The organism is Brachybacterium horti, from assembly GCF_054777615.1.
Map to the genome: position 1 here is coordinate 127,669 of NZ_BAAHAM010000003.1, position 18,708 is coordinate 146,376.

An 18,708-nucleotide genomic window follows, 5' to 3' on the forward strand; every position below is an offset into this window, starting at 1 on the left:
GGTCGCACGAGGGGCAGGACGTCCGACGGCCCCGCGGCGGGTGCCGCGAGGCCGTCGGCTCCGCTCAGGACTGGGTGAGCTCGCGGTACTCGTCCGCGGAGAGCAGATCCTCCGGGAGCTCCTCGAAGCTCGCCTTGAGGAGCCATCCCTGCTCGAAGGGCGAGGAGTTCACGAGCTCGGGCGCGTCGACGACCTCCTGGTTCTGCTCGAGGACGGTGCCGTCGATCGGCGAGAACAGGTCCGAGACGGACTTCGTCGACTCGATCTCGCCCATCTCGGTGCCGGCGGTGAGCTCGTCGCCCACGGCGGGCAGGTCGACGTAGACGACGTCGCCCAGCTGGCCGGCGGCGAAGTCGGTGACGCCGATGACGGCGTGGCCGTCGGCGTCGATGCGGACCCACTCGTGGTCCTTGCTGTAGCGGATCTCGTCGGACATGGGGTGGTCCTTCCTCGGGGTGCGGAGGTCGTGCCGGACGGTGTCAGGCGCGGGAGTAGAAGGGGAGCTCGACGACGGCGACCGGGAGGTCCTTGCCGCGCACGTCGATCACGAGCGGGGTGCCGACGGCGGCGAGGTCGGGCCGGACGAGCGCGAGCGCGATCGGGTGGCCGAGGGTCGGCGAGAGCGCGCCGGAGGTCACGCGGCCGATCTCCTCGCCCTCCGGGGTCCGCACGGCGGCCTCGGCGCGGCCCGCGCGGCGGCCCTCGCCGGCGAGGCCGACGAGCACGGGGAGGGCGGAGGGATCCGCGGCCTCGTAGGCGGCGCGGCCCACGAAGTCCTCCTTGGAGCGCAGCGCGACGACGGGGCCGAGGTTCGCCTGACGGGGGTCGAGGTCGAGGGAGAGCTCGTGCCCGTACAGCGGCATCCCCGCCTCGAGGCGGAGGGTGTCGCGGCAGGCGAGGCCGCACGGCGTGAGGCGGTCCCCACCGGCGGCGGCGAGCTGCTCCCACAGCTGCTCGGCGAGCTCGTTCGGCACGTAGAGCTCGAAGCCGTCCTCGCCGGTGTATCCGGTGCGCGCGACCAGCAGCTCCTCGCCGCGGTAGGTGCCCGCGAGCGCCCGGTAGTAGCGCAGGGCCGCGAGGTCCTCCGCCGTGAATCCCTCCGTGCCGCCGTCGGCCCCGAGCAGCGCCGCCACGAGGATCTCCTCGCTCGCGGGCCCCTGCACGGCGATCAGCGCGGTCTCGAGGGAGGCGTCGCGCACCTCGGCGTCGAAGCCGGCGGCGCGCTCCTGCAGCGCGGCGAGGTCCGCCGCGGCGTTCGAGGCGTTGGGGACGGTGAGGAAGTGGTCCTCCGCGAGGCGGTAGGTGATGAGGTCGTCGATGACGCCTCCGTCCTCGGCGAGCAACAGCGAGTACTTCGCCCGGCCCACGCTCATCGAGGAGAGCTTCCCGGCGAGCGCATGGTCGAGCAGCTCCCCCGCCTGCGGGCCGCGCACGTGGATCTCCCCCATGTGCGAGAGGTCGAAGAGCCCCGCGGAGGTGCGCACGGCGGCGTGCTCGGCGAGGTCGGAGCCGTAGCGGACGGGCATCCTCCAGCCGGCGAAGTCGGTGAACGTCGCACCGAGGCGCTCGTGCACCTGCTCGAGGGGGGTGCTGCGGAGGTCCGACGTGGACATGGGTCTCCTTCGAGGTGCTGGCCCTGACGCGCCCGGCACGGCCGGACGCAGGGTCACCCTACCGCCAGTCCGCGGTGGTCACGGCGAGTTCGGTGGAGCCCGCCGCCCGGCCCCCGCCGCCCGGTACGGTGGGGGCGTGACGACGACAGGCGCCTGGGAATGGCCGGTACGGATGCAGAGCGACAGGCTCTCGATCCGTGAGGCCCGCGAAGCCGACCGTCCCGCCCACATCCGCCTCATGACGGACCCCGTGACGCGGGAGTACCTCGGCGGCAGCGTCGACTACGCCTCGCGCCAGGCGCTCGAGCTCTCCCCCCTGGGCCTCAGCTGGGGCCAGTGGGTGCTCGCGCTGCGCGAGGACGACGCGATGATCGGCTCGATCAGCCTGGACCGCGACCGGGGGGAGCTCTCGCTCAGCTACGCGCTGCTGCCCGAGCGCACCGGCCAGGGCTACGCCGCCGAGGCGTGCCTCGCCGTTCTGGCCTGGGCGCAGGAGCATCTCGAGGACCGGCACGTCATCGCCGTCACCCAGACCCGGAACAAGCGGAGCGTGGCGCTGCTGCGCCGGCTCGGCTTCACCGTGCGCCAGGGGCTCGAGGAGTTCGGGGCCCAGCAGCTGCTCATGGAGCGCTCGCTCCTCGAGGCCCTGCCCACGCTCCCCGCCGCGCTGCAGACCTCCGCGGACCCGCCGCCGCCCACGCGCCGCCGGGCCTGAGCGGCCCCGCCCCGACGTCACCAGCCCCCCCTCAGCCGCGGGAGACGGGGCAGCTCATGCAGCGCGGGCCGCCGCGGCCGCGTCCCAGCTCGTCCCCGTCGAGCTCGAGCACCTCGATGCCGAGCGAGCGCAGGTGGTCGTTGGTCGCACTCGCTCGGGCGTAGGCGACGACGCGGCCGGGGGCGACCGCGAGCACGTTGCAGCCGTCGTCCCACTGCTCCCGCGCCGCGGCCGTGGGATCGAGCGGGGGCGTGATCACCCGCAGCGCGTCGACCCCCATCCCGCGGGCGAGCACCGCGTCCATCTCGCCCGCCGGGTGCGCCCGGGTGACGAGTCCTCCGGGACCGTGCTCGATCTCGATGGTCTCCAGCGGGCCGAGCGGTCCGTAGCGCAGCATCGACTCGTGGTCCACGACGGTGGTGACGGTGTCCAAGTGCATCATCGAGCGCCGGTGCGGGAGGGCGATCGCGACGACCCGCTCGACGGTGCCCTCCCCGCGGGCGGCGTCCTCGAGCAGGGCCGCGGCGAGGTGCTCGACCCCCACCGCGCTCGTGCGCTCGGAGAGCCCCACCGCGACGGTCCGCGGCGAGAGCACCATGACGTCGCCGCCCTCGAGGGTCGCGCGGCCGCCGCCGTGGCCCGGCGCATGCACCCGTCGCAGTCCCGTCGATCCGGCCCCGGCGCCCTCTCCCGTGCCGGCGAAGCGCGGGTGGTGGCGGTACACCGCCTCGAGATGGAGGGACTCGCGCCGGCGCGCACCCCGGCGCATGGGGCTCAGCACCGCGGTGTCCCCGATCCAGGCCGAGGGGTCCCGGGTGAACAGGTGGTTCGGCAGCGGGTCGAGCACCATGTCGTCCTCGGCCGCGAGCTGCAGGGCGAGGGAGCGGGGGGCGACGCCCAGCGCCCGCAGCTCCCCCACCGTGATCCCGCCGAGGAGGATCGTGAGCAGTCGGTCGGGGTCGAGGGCGCGGAAGGCGGCGCGGAGATCGGCCGCGGCCATGTCACCGAGCACCCACGGGTCCAGGGTGCCCTCCAGCAGCTCCTCGCGGGCCGCGGGATCGGCGAGCACGTCCCGGAGCAGGTCCGCGAGGCGCAGCACCTCCGCCCCCTCCCCCTCGAGCAGGGTGATGAAGTCCTCGTGCTGGGCGCGGGCGCGGTCGCCCCACAGGACCTCGTCGAAGAGGAAGCGCTCGCGGGTGTCCGGGGTGAGGCGGTCGATCTCCGGCCCCGGCGTGTGGACGATCACCGAGCGCAGGGGCGAGATCTCGTCGAGGACCCCGAGGACCGGACGGGCGGGACGGGCGGGCGGCGCGGCGGTCATGGCTCTCCTTCACCTCGCGGTGCGTGCACGCTACCAGCGGCCCTCCCCGGTGCACCCGGACCTCGCCGTTCGGACTAGCCTGGTGGCGTCCGTGACCCGCTCCGAGGAGGAGAACCCATGTCCGAGACCACCGGCCTCACCATCCCCACCACGACCCTCGCCGACGGCACGCCCTTCCCGCTGATCGGCCTCGGCACCGGCCAGCCCAAGGGGCCCGCGGGCGCCGAGGTGGTCGCGGCCGCGCTGCGCGAGGGCTACCGCCTCGTCGACACCGCCGCCCAGTACGGCAACGAGACGGCCGTGGGCGAGGGCGTGCGCCGCTCCGGCGTCGACCTCGACGAGGTGCTCGTCGCGACCAAGATCGCGGGCGGAGACCAGGGCCGTGCGGAGGCCCGTGTGGGATTCCAGGAGTCCCTGCGCCGGCTGGGCCTGGACCGTGTGGCGCTGCTGCTCATCCACTGGCCGAACCCCTCTCGCGGTCTCGCCCTGGACACCTGGCGCACGCTCATCGACCTCAAGGAGGAGGGGCTCGCCCAGCACATCGGCGTCTCCAACTTCCGCCCCGAGCAGCTCCAGGAGCTCTTCGACGCGACCGGCGTGTGGCCCGAGGTCAACCAGATCCAGCTCTCCCCCGCCCTGCCCCGCCAGGAGTCGCTCGCCTTCCACGCCGAGCACGGGATCGTCACCGAGGCCTGGGGCCCGCTCGGCGGCCGCGAGGGCCTGGGCGAGCAGTTCGCGCTGCGCAAGGTCGCCGAGAAGCACGGCGTGAGCACCTCGCGCGTGATCCTGCGCTGGACGATCGACCAGGGCGTCGTCGTGATCCCCCGCTCCTCGAACCCGGAGCGCCGCCGGGAGAACGCGACCCTCGACGGCTTCACCCTCGACGACGCCGACCGCGCGCTGCTCGCCTCCCTCGACCTCGGCGAGGAGACCGCCTGGGACTCCCGCGAGCACGAGGAGTGGTGACCTCCCCCCGTCGCGGCGTGTTCGTCCCCGGCCCTGAGCACCACCGCATCGTGGTGCTCACCGGGGCGGGGCTGAGCGCCCGGACGGGGCTGGGCACGTTCCGGGGGCCGGGCGGCGTGTGGGACCTCGAGCCCGAGCTCGAGGCGGCCATGCACGCCGGCCTGCTGCCCGGCTCGATCCCGCAGCTGTGGAGCGTGTGGGGCCGCATGGCGGGGATCGCCGCGGCCCACGGCCCCACCCCCGGGCACCGCGCGCTCGCCCGGATGGGCGCGCACGTGATCACGCAGAACATCGACGGGCTGCACCAGGCGGCGGGGAGCGAGGGCGTCGCGGAGCTGCACGGCAGCGCGCTGCGGGCCACCTGCCTGGACGCGCGCTGCGACTGGCGCGCCCCCACGACCCCCGGCCCGGGTGAGCGCGCGGAGGACCACGGCGTGCCCGCGGCGTGCCCGGTGTGCGGGGCGCCGACCCGGCCGGACGTGGTGCTCTTCGACGAGCAGCTGCCCGCGGCGGATCTCGATCTCGCCCTCGAGCTCGCCCGCTCGGCGGATCTCTTCGCCGCGGTGGGCACGAGCGGCGTGGTCTTCCCGGCGGCGCAGCTCGCGCCCCTCGCGAGGGAATCGGGCGCGCTGACCGTGCTCGTCGACCTCGACCCGCCGTCCCAGGCGGGGCCGCGCACGGGCTTCGACCTCGTGATCGAGGGCGACGCCCATGAGGTGCTCCCCGCATGGGAGCGCGCGGTCAACGGCGTCGCCCAGCGGAGCTTCCTGGACCCCTTCGGCTCCTGACCCCGCGGCGCGGGCTCAGATGTAGATCGCGGGATCCATCTGCTCCTCGGGATGGGCGGCGCCGCGCCGCACCGTCGCCGGGACGCCCACGGCGGTGGCGCCGTCGGGCACGTCCTTGACGACGACGGCGTTGGCGCCGATCTGCGCGCCCGCACCGACCAGCACGGGGCCGATGATGCGGGCACCTGCGCCGATGACCGCGCCGTCCCCGACGGTGGGGTGGCGCTTGACCCGCTGCATGGAGCGGCCGCCCAGCGTGACCCCGTGGTAGAGCATGACGTCGTCGCCCACCTCGGCGGTCTCCCCCACCACCACGCCCATGCCGTGGTCGATGAAGAAGCGTCGGCCGATGGTCGCGCCGGGGTGGATCTCCACGCCGGTGATCGAGCGGGCGCCCTGGGCGAGCACCACGGCGGCGGTGCGCGAGGGGCGGTCGCCGCGCGCCCACAGGCGGTGCGCAGCACGGTGCACCCAGATCGCGTGCAGCCCCGGCGAGCTCAGGAGCATCGTGAGGTCGTCGGTCGAGGCGGGGTCACGTCGACGCGCCGCCGCGAGGTCCTCGCGGACGCTCGCGACGGCGTCGAGGACGCGGTCGAGGGGACGGGGCACCCGTCAGTCCATGTACTCGGCGTACAGCGGGGTGGAGAGGTACCGCTCGCCGAAGGACGGGACGATGACGACGATCGTCCTGCCGGCGAGCTCCTCGCGGGAGCCCACGCGCACGGCGGCCTCGATCGCGGCGCCGGAGGAGATGCCCACGAGCAGGCCCTCGCTGCGGGCGACGGAGCGGGCGCGCTCCATGGCGGTCTCGGCGTCGATGTCGAGGACCTCGTCGTAGACCTCGGTGTCCAGGAGGGCGGGCACGAAGTTCGCGCCGATGCCCTGGATCTTGTGGGGGCCGGGCTGGCCGCCGTTGAGGATCGCGGACTCCTCGGGCTCGACCGCGAAGACCTTCACACCGGGCTTGCGCTCCTTGAGCACCTGGCCCACGCCGGTGATGGTGCCGCCGGTGCCGATGCCGGCGACGACCGCGTCGACCTCGCCCTCGGTGTCGGACCAGATCTCCTCCGCGGTGGTGTCGCGGTGGATCTGGGCGTTCGCCTCGTTCTCGAACTGCTTGACCTGGACGGCGCCGGTCTCCGCGGCGATCTCCTGGGCCTTCTCGACGGCGCCCTTCATGCCCTTGGGGGCCTCGGTGAGCACGAGCTCCGCCCCGAAGGCGCGCAGCAGCGCGCGGCGCTCCTTGGACATCGACTCGGGCATCGTGAGGATGACCTTGTAGCCGCGCGAGCTGCCGATCATGGCGAGCGCGATGCCGGTGTTGCCGGAGGTCGCCTCGACGATGGTGCCGCCGGGCTGCAGCTGGCCGGACTTCTCCGCGGCGTCGATCATGGCCACGCCGATGCGGTCCTTGACGGAGTTGGCGGGGTTGTAGAACTCGAGCTTCGCGAGCACGGTCGCCTTGACGTCCTCGCCCAGATGGTTCAGCCGCACCAGCGGGGTGCGGCCGACGAGCTCGGAGACGTTCTCATAGATGGGCATGCGGGTTCTCTCCTGTCCTGGGGCGGCCGCCGCGGCGGTCCGCGGAGTCCGTGCAAAGTTCTGCTTCTGGGGAGTATAGGTGGGACCACCTGGACATCGGGGAGCGGCGTCCACCCTGCGTCATGCGGCGACGACCGACGTCGGGCGGGGCTCCCGACGATCGTCGGCCCGTCGGCGGCGGGAGCCTGCCTACGGTGGGGTCATGAGCGCATCACCAGTCCCCGTCATCGCCGACGCCCTGCCGCCGGGCGCCGGAGGCCGCCCGCACGAGCGGACCCACCGCCTGCTGCTGCTCACCCTCGCGCTGCTGGCCCTCCTCGCCCCGCTCGCGGCGGTCCCCGCCGCGCACGCGACGCCGCCCGCCGTCGAGGTCCTCGACGAGGCCGGGGTGCTCGACGATCCGCAGGCGCTCGAGGACCGCATCTCCGGGGTCTCCTTCCGCGAGGAGGTGCAGCTCGAGGTGCTCACCCTCGACTCCGCGACCCAGGACGTGGACACCTCGGACGAGCGCGTGCTCAACGACGCCGTCCTCGCCTACGCCCGCGCGGAGCACCCGGAGTGGATCGACGGGGACACCTGGGCGGACGGCGTCGTGATCGTCGCGCTCGACCCGGTCCAGCGCAAGCTCGGCGCCTATGCCGGGGACGACGTCAAGCTCTCCGACGGCGGCTTCGAGGACGTCCAGGACGCGATGCGCGACGACGCCGCCGACGGCGCCTGGGAGGACGCGCTCGAGGCCGGGGCCCAGGAGTACGCGGACCTCCTGGGGCGCCCGTGGTGGCAGAGCCCCGGCGCGATCCTCGTCGCGGTCGTCGCCTTCGTGCTCGTCGCGATCGGCGCGATCACCGCCCTCTGGCGCGGCGCGGGTGTCCGTCACCGCGTCGCCGAGGCCCGGGCCCGGCACGAGGACGTCCGCGCCCGCCGCCGGGAGACGGAGGACGCCGCGGCGCGGATCCCCCGCGACTCCGCCTACGGCGCCGCGGTCCTCGCGGACGTCGAGGACCACCGCCGCTCCGCCGATGAAGCGGAGCGCCTGGTCCAGCAGCTCCCCGAGCGTCCGGGACCGCTCTGGGGCATCTCCCCCACCACCTCCCGCCTCGGGAAGGAGTACGAGGAGGCGGTGGGCACCGCCGACGACGCGGACGACACCATCATCAACGCGGCCCACCTGCTGGGCCGCTCGGGGGACCATCGCGCCGCCTGGCAGGAGGAGCGACGCCCGCTCGACGAGTCCCTCGCCGCCGTCGAGGAGACGATCCGCGACTCCGAGGTCGAGGAGAAGGGACGCAGCGCGGCCGCGGACGCCCTGCGCGCGACCGCCCGCGAGGTCGCCCCGGAGCTCGAGCAGGTCTCGCGCGACTACCTCGAGGGGTCCCGGAGCCCGGACGAGTGCCTCGAGCGGCTCGACGAGCTGACCGGTCGTCTGGCGACCGCGAGCTCCCGGCTGCGGGAGGAGGTCATCGGCGCCCGCGCGGAGGACCGCGACGAGATCGAGCTGATGCGGCAGGCCGAGCCGGAGAAGGGCTTCGTGAGCGAGTTCCCCAGCTCGGTGCGGGGACGCCGACAGGCCCGGCACCCGGGGGCCTACGCCGCGGACTACTCGCTGAGCCCCGTGCTGTGGACGGGCGCCTGGTGCGGCGGGGCGACGTCGGCCCTGGACAGCCACCGCCACCCGCCGGCCTCCTCGGGCGGCAGCACGAGCGGCTACTCGGGCGGCGGCTTCTCCGGCGCGGGCAGCTCGAGCAGCTTCTGAGCCCGCCCTCCCCGTCGACGCGAGGCGGCCCGGACCCCCGACGGGATCCGGGCCGCCTCGGCATCCGGCTGCTCAGCGGATCAGTAGACCATCCCCATGACCTCGCGCACGTGCGCGAGGGTCTCGTCGGCGACGGCGTTCGCGCGCTCGTTGCCCGCGCGGAGCACGGAGAAGAGGTACGCGGGATCCTTCTCGAGCTCGGCGCGACGGGCGCGCAGCGGGGCGAGGCGCTCGTTGATCAGCTCCGCGGTCATGATCTTGAGGGTGCCGGCGCCCTTGTCGCCGATCTCCTCCGCGATCTCCTCCGGCGTGCGGTCGGAGCAGAGGGACGAGAGCATGAGCAGGTTCGCGACCTCGGGGCGGTTCTCGGGGTCGTAGGTGATCAGCCGCTCCGAGTCCGTCTTCGCCTTCTTGATCTTCTTGAGCGTCTCCTCCGGGCTCATGCGCAGCATGACGGTGTTGCCGAGGGACTTGCTCATCTTCGCGGAGCCGTCGAGGCCCAGGATCGTGGGTGCCTCGGAGAGCAGCGCGTCGGGCTCGGGGAAGTACGCCTCACCGCCCGCGTAGCGCTCGTTGAAGCGCCGGGCGATGACGCGGGTCTGCTCGATGTGCGGCAGCTGGTCCTTGCCCACGGGGACGAGGTTGCCGTGGCAGAAGAGGATGTCCGCCGCCTGGTGCACGGGGTAGGTGAGCATGAGGCCGCCCATGGCCGTCTTGCCCGCCGCCTGCAGCTCCGCCTTCACGGTGGGGTTGCGCTCGAGCTCGGGCTGGGTGACCAGGGAGAGGAACGGCAGCATGAGCTGGTTCAGGGCGGGCACCGCGGAGTGCGTGAAGATCGTGGAGCGCTCGGGATCGATCCCGGCGGCGAGGTAATCGGTGAGCAGCTCGCGCACGGAGCCCTGGATGTCGCCGAGGATCTCGCGGTCGGTGATGACCTGGTAGTCCGCGACGATGACCCAGCTCTCCACCCCGGCGTCCTGCAGCCGCACCCGGTTGCGCAGCGAGCCGAAGTAGTGGCCGATGTGCAGGGCCCCGGTGGGGCGGTCGCCGGTGAGCATCCGGAGCCCCGAGGGGTCGGTGCGGATCTTCTCCCAGAGGGCGTCGCTGCGCTTCTGGGAGGTGGAGTAGCTGTCGGTGCGGTCTGTCTCGGTCACCGCCCCATGCTAGCGGCCGCGCCGGTCGAGCCGCGGGCCACGAGCTGGGGCCGGACCACGACCTCCGTGCGGGCAGGCCGGCGGGACTGCTCGCCGCCGCCGAGGGCCGCCCGCACGGCGGCGCGTGCGAGGGCCGGCACGGCCTGGCGCACGGTGGTCAGCGGCGGGTTCGTCAGCGCCGCCCAGAAGACGTCGTCGTAGCCGACGACGGAGACGTCCCCGGGCACGCTCAGCCCCATGGCGCGGACCGCCTCGAGGGCGCCCGCCGCCATGACGTCGGACCCGCAGACGATCGCGGTCGCGCCGCGGTCCACGAGGTCGCGCGCGGCCTCGTAGCCGCCCGCGTAGGAGAAGTCCGTGAAGGCGACGGGACGGTCCTCGGGCGCGGCGGCGGCCATACCCTCGTCGAAGGCGCGGAGCTTCTCGCGCACCGGCCAGGTGTGCTCGTCGCCCATCGCCAGGCCGATCCGGCGGTGGCCGAGGTCCTGGAGGTGACTGAGGGCGGAGCGCACGGCGTGCTCGTCGTCCGTGGAGAGGTAGGCGGCGTCGAGATCCTCGCGCACGCCGTTGACGAGCACGAGCGGGGTGCCCGCGGCGATCACCTCGCGGTAGTGGTCCATGGGGCCGACCTCCTGGGCGTGGTGGCCGGAGACGACGATGATCGCCTCCGCCCCGCTCGAGAGGAAGCGCTGGAGGATCTCCCGCTCGCGGTCCACGGTCCGCGCGCGCATCCCGACCAGGAGCGAGGCGCCGCGCTCGAAGAGCTCCGCCTCGATCCGCTCCGCCCACGCGGTGAACACCTGGTTCTCGAGGTCCGGGACGAGCAGGCCCACGAGCGGCCCGCTGCGGACGGCGTCGAGGCCCACGTCGCGGCCGAGCCGCCGCGCGACGTCGATGACGACCCGCCGGGTCTCCTCGTTGACGCCGCTGCGGCCGTTGAGCACCCGCGAGACGGTCGCCTCGCTCACCCCGGCCTCCTGGGCGATGTCGATGAGTCGTGCCATGCCGCCCATCCTCTCCGATCGAGGCTCCATCGCCGTGACCGATTCGTTGCCTGCAAGATCTTGCGCATTCTTGCACATCTTCCATCCATGGATCTACAGTGCTCACATCATTCACCGGCCCAAGGGTGGTCCGGGATGACACGATTCGAAGGAGAAGACGTGCTGATCCGTCGCAAGAACTTCCTGGCCCTCAGCGGTGCCGCCACCGCCACTGCCCTGCTCGCCGCCTGCGGCGGTGGCTCCTCCGACGACGCGGGCACCACCGGAGGCGCCTCCGACGCCGGCGGGGCCTCGGGCGCCTCCGACGCGGGCGGCGCGGTCACCCGCGCCGACGCCGACCTCGTCATCTGGACCGACGAGGAGAAGGCCGTCTCCCTCGAGGAGCCGGCCAAGGCATGGGGCGAGGCCAACGGCCTCACCGTCGCGGTGCAGACCGTCGCCGAGGACCTCCAGCCCAACTTCATCACCGCCAACCAGGCCGGCAACGGCCCGGACATGATCGTCGCGGCCCACGACTGGATCGGGAACCTGGTCCAGAACAGCTCCATCCAGCCCGTGCAGCTCCCGGCCGCCGCGACCGAGGCCATCGCCCCGATCGGCCTCGAGGCCGTGACCTACGACGGTCAGACCTACGGCGCCCCCTACGCGGTCGAGACCCTCGTGCTCTTCGCGAACAAGGCCCTCACCGACGTCCCCGAGCCGAAGACGGTCGAGGAGCTCGTCGAGGCCGCGAAGGCCGGCGGCGCCGAGAACGTCCTCGCGCTCCCGGTCGGCGAGCAGGGCGACGCCTACCACATGGAGCCCTTCTACACCTCGGCCGGCGGCTACCTCTTCGGCAAGGACGGCGAGGGCAACCTCGACCCCTCCGACGTCGGCGTCGGCAAGGAGGGCTCGATCACGGCCGCCGAGAAGATCGGCGAGCTCGGCAAGGACGGCGTCCTGAAGACCTCGATCTCCGGCGACAACGCGATCTCCCTGTTCACCGACGGCAAGGCGGCCTACCTGGTCTCCGGCCCGTGGGCGCTCGAGGACATCCGCACCGCGAAGATCGACTTCGCCATGAGCGCCGTCCCCGGCTTCGAGGGCATGGACCCCGCGGTGCCCTTCGCCGGCGTCAACGCCTTCTACGTCGCGACCAACGGCAAGAACCCCGCCTTCGCGCAGCAGTTCGCGACCGCCGTCGCCTCCTCCGCGGACATCGCCGAGCAGATGTTCCCGAAGAACGAGCTGCCCCCGATCAATCTCGAGCTGCAGAAGAAGCTCGCCGGCGACTACCCCGAGATCGTGAAGATCGCGGAGCTCGCCGGCAGCGCGGAGCCGATGCCCGCGATCCCCGAGATGGCCGCGATCTGGGGCCCGCTCGGCCAGGCCGACGCCAACATCGTCGGCGGCGCCGACCCGGAGTCGACCATGACCTCCGCCGGCGAGGAGATCACCAAGCAGATCGGCGGCTGACCGCCCCCCAGGTGACCCCGAGCGGGGTGCGGCGCCGCACGCCGCACCCCGCTCCCCCTCCGCCGGCACCCCGCCGGCCCTCCGCCGTGACCGAAAGGCAACGCCGCCATGTCCTCCGCCCAGGCGCCCGCGCACCGCGAGCGCACCACGACCATCCCCGCCGTGATCGCCCGCGTGGTGCTGCTCGGCGCCGTCCTCGCGGTGGTCGCCTTCACCGTCCCGATCGCCGTCGCCCAGCAGCAGTGGATGTGGCTCGTGGTCATGCTGCTCGCCGCGGTCGCGATCTTCGTCGTCTACTCGACCAAGCGCTTCATCCCGGGGAAGTACCTCCTGCCGGGCACGCTCTTCCTCGCCGTCTTCCTCATCACGCCGATCGTCCTCACGATCGGCTACTCGTTCACGAACTTCGGCGACGGCACCCGCGGCACGAAGGAGCAGGCGATCGAGCAGATCGTCGCGAACTCCGTGCAGCAGACGGACGACTCGACCTGGTACAACATGTCGGTCGCGGTCGAGCCGGGCGGCGATGCCGCGGCCGGGCCCTTCACCCTCCTGCTCGTGGACCCCGCGAGCGGCGAGGTGCTCGCGGGCGACGCCGAGACCTCCCTCGAGCCGGTCCCCGCCTCCGACGTCACCGTCACCTCGGGCTTCGTCACCGCCGCGAAGGACTACGAGGTGCTCGACGCCCGCCAGGTCAACACGGCCTACAAGGCGCTGCAGGAGCTCGCGGTCCCCGTCGACGACACCTCCGCGGTGCGCGTCCAGGGCGCGAATCAGGCCTTCGTCGGCACCACCGCCCTCTCCTACGACGAGGCCACCGACACCATCACGAACGCGGCCACCGGCGAGACCTACACGGTCGGCAAGGTCGGCGACTCCGAGTACTTCGTGGGCGCGGACGGCAAGCGCGCCTTCAGCCAGTCCTGGCTGCAGGGCGTGGGCGGCGAGAACTACCTGCGCCTGTTCACCAACGGCGCGATCGCCAAGCAGTTCGGCGCCGCCTTCGTGTGGACCCTCGTCTTCGCGCTCGGCTCGGTGCTGCTGACCTTCGTGGTCGGCTTCGCCCTCGCGCTCGTGCTCAACGACGAGCGGATGAAGGGCCGGCGCCTGTACCGCTCCGTGCTGCTGCTGCCCTATGCCGTGCCCGGCTTCATCTCGCTGCTGGTCTGGTCGAGCTTCTACAACAAGGACTTCGGCCTCATCAACGAGACCCTGGGCCTCTCGCTGAACTGGATGGGCGACCCGACCCTCGCCAAGGCGGCCGTGCTGCTGACGAACCTCTGGATGGGCTTCCCCTACATGTTCATCGTCTCGACGGGTGCGCTGCAGGCGATCCCGAACGACGTCATGGAGGCCGCGCGAATGGACGGCGCGAACCGCCTCCAGACCACCGTCAAGGTCGTCACGCCGCTGCTGCTGGTCGCGGTCTCCCCGCTGCTCGTGGCGAGCTTCGCCTTCAACTTCAACAACTTCAACGCGATCCAGCTGCTCACCGAGGGCGGGCCGTTCCTCCCGGGCGAGTACACGCGCGGCGGCACGGACATCCTCATCTCGATGATCTACCGCATCGCCTTCGGCGGCTCGGGGGCCGACTTCGGCTTCGCCTCCGCCGTCTCCGTCGCCCTGTTCGCCCTCACGGGCATCCTCGCGGCGATCCAGTTCCGGTTCACGAACGTCCTCGAAGACGTCAACTGAGAGGCGGCCACCATGAGCACTCCCCCCACCTCCGTCACCCAGCAGCGACGTCTCCCGTTCGGCCGCTGGTTCGCCGAGATCGGCTGGCGCCACGTCGTCGGCATCCTCGCCGTCCTCTTCGCGATCTTCCCGATCCTCTTCGTGGTCTCCGCCTCGCTCAACCCGCTCGGCACGGTCTCCTCGACCGGGATCATCCCGAAGTCCTTCAGCCTCGTGCACTACCGCGAGCTCATCTCCGGCGCGCGCGGGCCCTTCCTCACCTGGTACCTCAACACGATCATCGTGTGCGTCGTCGTCGCCGTGGTCCAGGTGTTCCTCTCGACCCTCGCCGCCTACGCGTTCAGCCGCTTCCGCTTCGCGGGCCGCCGGATCGGCCTGCTCTCGCTGCTGCTGATCATGATGTTCCCGTCGGTGCTCGCGATGATCGCCGTGTACACGATGATCTCGGGCCTCGGCCAGATCTTCCCGGGCCTCGGCCTGAACTCGCTGCCCGGCTACATCGTGGTCCTGCTCGGCGGGTCCCTGGGCCAGGTGTGGCTCATCAAGGGCTTCTTCGACACCGTGCCGAGGGAGCTCGACGAGGCCGCGATCATCGACGGCGCGAGCCACTGGCAGGTCTTCTCCCGGATCCTGCTGCCCACGCTCACGCCGATCCTCGCGACGACCGTGCTGCTCGCCCTCGTGGGCGTGCTCAGCGAGTTCCTGCTGGGCTCGATCTTCCTCACGGCGAACGACAAGAAGACCCTCGCGGTGGGCCTGTACGGCCTGCTCTCGGGTGACCGCTCGAACAACCTCGGCGTCTTCGCCGCGGGCTCCGTGATGATCATGATCCCGGTGATCGTGCTGTACCAGTTCCTCCAGCGCTACATCGTCGGCGGCTCGACCGCCGGCGCCGTGAAGGGCTGATCCCCGTGACCGATCTCCCCGTCGGCCCTCCCGGCCTCCCGAGCGTCGACGACTCCGGTGTGCCGCTCGCGGAGCAGCCGCACCACGACGGCGGCCCCCGCCACGTGCGGCACGAGGGCGCGCTGCGCCTCGGCGACCACGCCGTCCTGCGCGTGTGGGTGCCCGGCGCGTACCCGGCGCGCACCCTCGCGCTGCGGGCCATGGTCGACGGGGAGATCCTCACCGCCACGCTCGAGGAGGAGCCCGCCTCCCCCGGCGAGCGCGGGCGCTGGTTCACGACGACGCTCGTCGCCGCGAACCCCGTGGTGGGCTACCGCTTCTGCGTGCTCGCCGACCCCGGCGCGGTCACCGCCTCCGGTGCGCCCGTGCCCGCCTACGCCTGGCTCACCGCCGCGGGCCTCGTCCCCTGGGACGTGGCCGACGCGACCGACTTCCGCCTCGTGGCCCACGACCCGGCGCCGGAGTGGGTCGACGACGCGGTCGTCTACCAGGTCTTCCCCGACCGCTTCTCCCGCAGCGCCCGCGTGCCCGTCGACGCCGAGGGCCGCCCCGCCCCCGCGGAGCTGCCCGACTGGGCCGTGCCCATGGCCTGGGACGAGGAGCCCGCCGTGCGCGGGGATCTCACCGGCCGCCAGTACTACGGCGGCGACCTCGACGGCGTCATCGACCGGCTCGACCACATCGCCTCCCTCGGCGCGGACACGCTCTACCTCACGCCCGTCTTCCCCGCCGGCTCCGTGCACCGCTACGACGCCTCGACCTTCGACCGCGTGGACCCGCTGCTGGGCGGTGACGAGGCCCTCGCGCGGCTCTCCGCCGCGCTGCACGAGCGCGGCATGCGGCTGCTGCTGGACCTCACCACGAACCACACGGGCGCGACCCACGAGTGGTTCCGCGCCGCCCAGGCGGACCCTGCCTCCGAGGAGGCCGGCTTCTACCTCTTCACCGATCACCCGGACGGCTACGTCAGCTGGCTCGACGTCGCCTCGCTGCCCAAGCTCGACCTGCGCTCCGAGGCGCTGCGGGACCGCCTCACCCGCGGCCCCGGCTCGGTGGTGGGCCGCTACCTCGACGCGCCGATCGCGGCCGACGGCTGGCGCATCGACGTCGCCAACATGACCGGCCGCCACCGCGACGTGGACGTGACCCACGAGGTGGCGCGCGAGATCCGCGGCACCCTGCGGGAGGCGCAGGAGCGCACCGGCCGGGAGACCTGGCTGATCGCCGAGCACGGCCACGACGCCTCGGGCGACCTCGCCGGCGACGGCTGGCACGGGACCATGAACTACGCGGGCTTCACCCGCCCGCTCTGGGCCTGGCTCGCCGATCCCGGCTCGAGCCTGAACTGGCTCGGGCTGCCGATGACGCTCCCCTCCCTGCCGGGCACCGCCGTGCGCCGCACCCTCGCCGGCTACGGCGCCCACCTGCCCTGGCCCTCCCGCCTGCACTCCCAGAACCAGCTCTCGAGCCACGACACCCCGCGCACCCGCTCGGTCGTCGGGACGCGGGAGCGGCAGCTCGTCGCCGTCGCCGCCCTCGCGACCCTTCCCGGCGTGCCGACCCTCTTCGCCGGGGACGAGATCGGCGCCGAGGGCCTCACCGGGGAGCACTCCCGCACCCCGATGCCCTGGGGCGCGATCGACGCCGAGGACGCGACGACCGTGGACACCGAGGTGCTCGCCGCGACCCGTGCGCTGCTGGGCCTGCGCCGCGAGGAGGTCGCGCTGCGCCGCGGCGGCCTGCGCTGGCTCCACGCCGGGGCCGACTCCCTCACCTTCGTGCGCACCCACCCGTACGGTGACGTGCTCGTGCACCTCGCCCGCGACGCCCATCCGCCGATCGCGCTCGACCCGCAGGGCCCCGGCCCGGCACCGGCCCCCGCCGTGCGGGCGGCCGTCGGCGCGGTCACGGCCGAGGTCGACGGGCCCGTGCTCCGCCTCGCGGCCACGGGCCCCGGCGCGGTCGTGCTCGCCCTGTCCTGAGCGGCGTCCTCGCCGCCCCCCGCACCGAACACCCGCCCCGCGCTCCCGATACACCTGAGAACCTGTCCCGAGCCTCGGGCACCACCACCGGAAGGACCCCCATGACCCTCGCCCCCGCGCCCCTCGAGCAGTCCGCATCGTCCGAGCAGGCCGCCCGTGCCGAATGGTGGCGCGATGCCGTCGTGTACCAGGTGTATCCGCGCTCCTTCGCCGACAGCGACGGCGACGGCATGGGCGACCTCCCCGGCGTGACCGCCCGCCTGCCCTACCTTCGCGATCTCGGGGTCGACGCCCTCTGGCTGTCCCCCTTCTACACCTCGCCCCAGAACGACGCCGGCTACGACGTCGCCGACTACACGGACGTCGACCCCCGGTTCGGCAACCTCGCCGACGCCGACGCCCTGATCGAGCAGGCGCACGCCCTGGGCCTCAAGGTGATCGTGGACCTCGTCCCGAACCACTCCTCGAGCGACCACGTGCTCTTCCAGCAGGCGCTCGCCGCCGCCCCCGGCTCCCCCGAGCGGGACATGTACGTGTTCCGCGAGGGTCGCGGCGAGCACGGCGAGCTGCCCCCGAACAACTGGACCTCGATCTTCCACGGCCCCGCCTGGACCCGCGTCACGGAGGCCGACGGCACCCCCGGCCAGTGGTACCTGCACATCTTCGACACCACCCAGCCGGACTGGAACTGGGAGAACCCCGCCGTCCACGAGATGTTCCAGGGGGTGCTGCGCTTCTGGCTCGACCGCGGGGCCGACGGCTTCCGGGTCGACGTCGCGCACGGCATGGTCAAGCCCGAGGGCCTGCCGGACGCGACCGTCAACGCCGAGGGGCTCATCGACATCCCCGAGGGCGAGGTGCCCGTCTACTTCGACAACGACGGCGTACTGGACATCTACCGCGAGTGGCGCCCGATCGTCGACTCCTACGAGGGCGACCGCATGATGGTGCTCGAGGCCTGGATCCCCGAGCACCGCCTGCCGCTCTACATCGGCAAGGAGGAGGCGCACCAGTCCTTCAACTTCGGCTTCCTTCAGGCCCGCTGGGGCGTGGAGACGATGCGCGCCGCGATCGAGAAGCCGCTCGCCCTCGCCGACGCCGTCGACGCCCCCACCACCTGGGTGCTCTCCAACCACGACGTCATCCGCCACGCCTCCCGCTACGGCTTCGCCCCCGACCACGCCTTCGGCGAGGGCCTCGCCCGCGACGAGGTGCCCGATGCCGCACTGGGCCTCGCCCGCGCCCGCGCCGCGACCCTGCTCATGCTCGCCCTGCCGGGCGCCGCCTACCTGTACCAGGGCGAGGAGCTGGGCCTGCCGGAGGTGCGCGACATCCCCGACGAGCTGCGCGAGGACCCCTCCCACCACCGCGCGGGCGTCCCCGGCCGCGACGGCTGCCGCGTGCCGCTCCCCTGGGAGCAGCACGCCCCCGCCTTCGGCTTCTCCGCGACCGGCGAGTCCTGGCTCCCCCAGCCCGCCGAGTTCGGCCCGCTCGCCGCGGACGCCCAGTCCGGCCGCGAGGGATCGACGCTCGAGATGTACCGCCGCGCTCTCGCGCTGCGCTCGGAGCTCGGCCTGGGCCGGCCCGGGGAGGGCGTCGGCTTCCTCGAGGGCCTGCCCGCCGGGGTGCTCGGCGTGCGCCGCGGCGAGGTGACGGTGCTCGTGAACACCTCGGAGGAGACCGTCACCCTGCCCTCCGCGCTCGCGGGCGCCGAGGTGCTCGTCGGCTCCGGGGAGCGCCCGGCCCCCGCCGGCGAGCTCCCCGCGGACACCGCCGTCTGGCTGCGCACGGCCTGACACCCGCTCCCGGCGTGA

General features: G+C 73.2%; 16 protein-coding genes. 9 read left to right on the plus strand and 7 right to left on the minus strand.

The window, feature by feature from the left end; translation table 11 throughout:
- Positions 1-64: 64 nt before the first annotated feature.
- A complete protein-coding gene (gene gcvH / locus ACYVAP_RS10005) occupies positions 65-436 on the minus strand; it encodes a glycine cleavage system protein GcvH (RefSeq protein WP_343903315.1) in 372 nt (123 codons plus the stop codon).
- 43 nt (positions 437-479) lie between these two features.
- The gene (gcvT, locus tag ACYVAP_RS10010) at positions 480-1,613 is read right to left on the minus strand and encodes a glycine cleavage system aminomethyltransferase GcvT (RefSeq protein WP_498860532.1); all 1,134 of its coding nucleotides are present in this window, start codon (positions 1,611-1,613) and stop codon (positions 480-482) included.
- 136 nt (positions 1,614-1,749) lie between these two features.
- Here gcvT and ACYVAP_RS10015 point away from each other — a divergent pair, with 136 nt between their 5' ends.
- The gene (locus tag ACYVAP_RS10015) at positions 1,750-2,328 is read left to right on the plus strand and encodes a GNAT family N-acetyltransferase (protein WP_264449577.1); all 579 of its coding nucleotides are present in this window, start codon (positions 1,750-1,752) and stop codon (positions 2,326-2,328) included.
- A 31-nt stretch (positions 2,329-2,359) separates the two neighbouring features.
- On the opposite strand, the gene ACYVAP_RS10020 is transcribed toward ACYVAP_RS10015, so the two are convergent.
- Positions 2,360-3,649, minus strand: coding sequence for an arginine deiminase (locus ACYVAP_RS10020; RefSeq protein ID WP_498860533.1), 1,290 nt, complete (start codon positions 3,647-3,649; stop codon positions 2,360-2,362).
- Positions 3,650-3,766: 117 nt separating this feature from the next.
- On the opposite strand from ACYVAP_RS10020, the gene ACYVAP_RS10025 reads away from it, so the two are divergent.
- Entirely contained in the window at positions 3,767-4,615 is an 849-nt protein-coding gene (locus tag ACYVAP_RS10025; RefSeq protein ID WP_498860534.1) for an aldo-keto reductase family protein, read from the plus strand.
- On the plus strand, positions 4,612-5,403 hold the full coding sequence (locus ACYVAP_RS10030) for an SIR2 family NAD-dependent protein deacylase (protein ID WP_498860535.1): 792 nt from the start codon (positions 4,612-4,614) through the stop codon (positions 5,401-5,403). The genes ACYVAP_RS10025 and ACYVAP_RS10030 overlap by 4 nt, the downstream gene beginning before the upstream one ends.
- Positions 5,404-5,418: 15 nt before the next feature.
- Here the strand turns inward: ACYVAP_RS10030 and epsC are convergent, their stop codons facing one another.
- Entirely contained in the window at positions 5,419-6,012 is a 594-nt protein-coding gene (epsC, locus tag ACYVAP_RS10035) for a serine O-acetyltransferase EpsC (protein WP_264449581.1), read from the minus strand.
- Between the two features lie 3 nt (positions 6,013-6,015).
- A complete protein-coding gene (gene cysK / locus ACYVAP_RS10040; RefSeq protein WP_498860536.1) occupies positions 6,016-6,945 on the minus strand; it encodes a PLP-dependent cysteine synthase family protein in 930 nt (309 codons plus the stop codon).
- Positions 6,946-7,147: 202 nt separating this feature from the next.
- On the opposite strand from cysK, the gene ACYVAP_RS10045 reads away from it, so the two are divergent.
- Complete coding sequence (locus tag ACYVAP_RS10045; protein ID WP_498860537.1) at positions 7,148-8,698, plus strand: DUF5129 domain-containing protein; 1,551 nt, start codon at positions 7,148-7,150, stop codon at positions 8,696-8,698.
- 80 nt (positions 8,699-8,778) lie between these two features.
- Here the strand turns inward: ACYVAP_RS10045 and trpS are convergent, their stop codons facing one another.
- Positions 8,779-9,852, minus strand: coding sequence for a tryptophan--tRNA ligase (gene trpS, locus ACYVAP_RS10050; protein WP_498860538.1), 1,074 nt, complete (start codon positions 9,850-9,852; stop codon positions 8,779-8,781).
- The gene (locus ACYVAP_RS10055) at positions 9,849-10,856 is read right to left on the minus strand and encodes a LacI family DNA-binding transcriptional regulator (RefSeq protein ID WP_498860539.1); all 1,008 of its coding nucleotides are present in this window, start codon (positions 10,854-10,856) and stop codon (positions 9,849-9,851) included. Before ACYVAP_RS10055 ends, trpS begins: the two co-directional genes overlap by 4 nt.
- Positions 10,857-11,015: 159 nt before the next feature.
- On the opposite strand from ACYVAP_RS10055, the gene ACYVAP_RS10060 reads away from it, so the two are divergent.
- The 5 genes from ACYVAP_RS10060 (at position 11,016) to ACYVAP_RS10080 (ending at position 18,690) form a co-directional block, all read left to right on the plus strand.
- Entirely contained in the window at positions 11,016-12,311 is a 1,296-nt protein-coding gene (locus ACYVAP_RS10060; protein WP_264449586.1) for a sugar ABC transporter substrate-binding protein, read from the plus strand.
- A gap of 108 nt (positions 12,312-12,419) precedes the next feature.
- The gene (locus ACYVAP_RS10065) at positions 12,420-14,006 is read left to right on the plus strand and encodes an ABC transporter permease family protein (RefSeq protein ID WP_498860540.1); all 1,587 of its coding nucleotides are present in this window, start codon (positions 12,420-12,422) and stop codon (positions 14,004-14,006) included.
- A gap of 12 nt (positions 14,007-14,018) precedes the next feature.
- A complete protein-coding gene (locus ACYVAP_RS10070; RefSeq protein WP_137771120.1) occupies positions 14,019-14,912 on the plus strand; it encodes a sugar ABC transporter permease in 894 nt (297 codons plus the stop codon).
- Positions 14,913-14,917: 5 nt separating this feature from the next.
- A complete protein-coding gene (locus ACYVAP_RS10075; RefSeq protein WP_498860541.1) occupies positions 14,918-16,894 on the plus strand; it encodes a glycoside hydrolase family 13 protein in 1,977 nt (658 codons plus the stop codon).
- A 101-nt stretch (positions 16,895-16,995) separates the two neighbouring features.
- A complete protein-coding gene (locus ACYVAP_RS10080; protein WP_498860542.1) occupies positions 16,996-18,690 on the plus strand; it encodes a glycoside hydrolase family 13 protein in 1,695 nt (564 codons plus the stop codon).
- The last annotated feature ends 18 nt before the right edge of the window (positions 18,691-18,708 follow it).

Excerpts from the sequence above, each read along its gene's own strand:
- gcvH (WP_343903315.1), bottom strand. The coding sequence starts at position 436 with ATGTCCGACGAGATCCGCTACAGCAAGGACCACGAGTGGGTCCGCATC.
- gcvT (WP_498860532.1), bottom strand. The coding sequence starts at position 1,613 with ATGTCCACGTCGGACCTCCGCAGCACCCCCCTCGAGCAGGTGCACGAG.
- ACYVAP_RS10020 (WP_498860533.1), bottom strand. The coding sequence starts at position 3,649 with ATGACCGCCGCGCCGCCCGCCCGTCCCGCCCGTCCGGTCCTCGGGGTC.
- ACYVAP_RS10025 (WP_498860534.1), top strand. The coding sequence starts at position 3,767 with ATGTCCGAGACCACCGGCCTCACCATCCCCACCACGACCCTCGCCGAC.
- cysK (WP_498860536.1), bottom strand. The coding sequence starts at position 6,945 with ATGCCCATCTATGAGAACGTCTCCGAGCTCGTCGGCCGCACCCCGCTG.
- ACYVAP_RS10045 (WP_498860537.1), top strand. The coding sequence starts at position 7,148 with ATGAGCGCATCACCAGTCCCCGTCATCGCCGACGCCCTGCCGCCGGGC.
- ACYVAP_RS10055 (WP_498860539.1), bottom strand. The coding sequence starts at position 10,856 with ATGGCACGACTCATCGACATCGCCCAGGAGGCCGGGGTGAGCGAGGCG.
- ACYVAP_RS10065 (WP_498860540.1), top strand. The coding sequence starts at position 12,420 with ATGTCCTCCGCCCAGGCGCCCGCGCACCGCGAGCGCACCACGACCATC.
- ACYVAP_RS10070 (WP_137771120.1), top strand. The coding sequence starts at position 14,019 with ATGAGCACTCCCCCCACCTCCGTCACCCAGCAGCGACGTCTCCCGTTC.
- ACYVAP_RS10080 (WP_498860542.1), top strand. The coding sequence starts at position 16,996 with ATGACCCTCGCCCCCGCGCCCCTCGAGCAGTCCGCATCGTCCGAGCAG.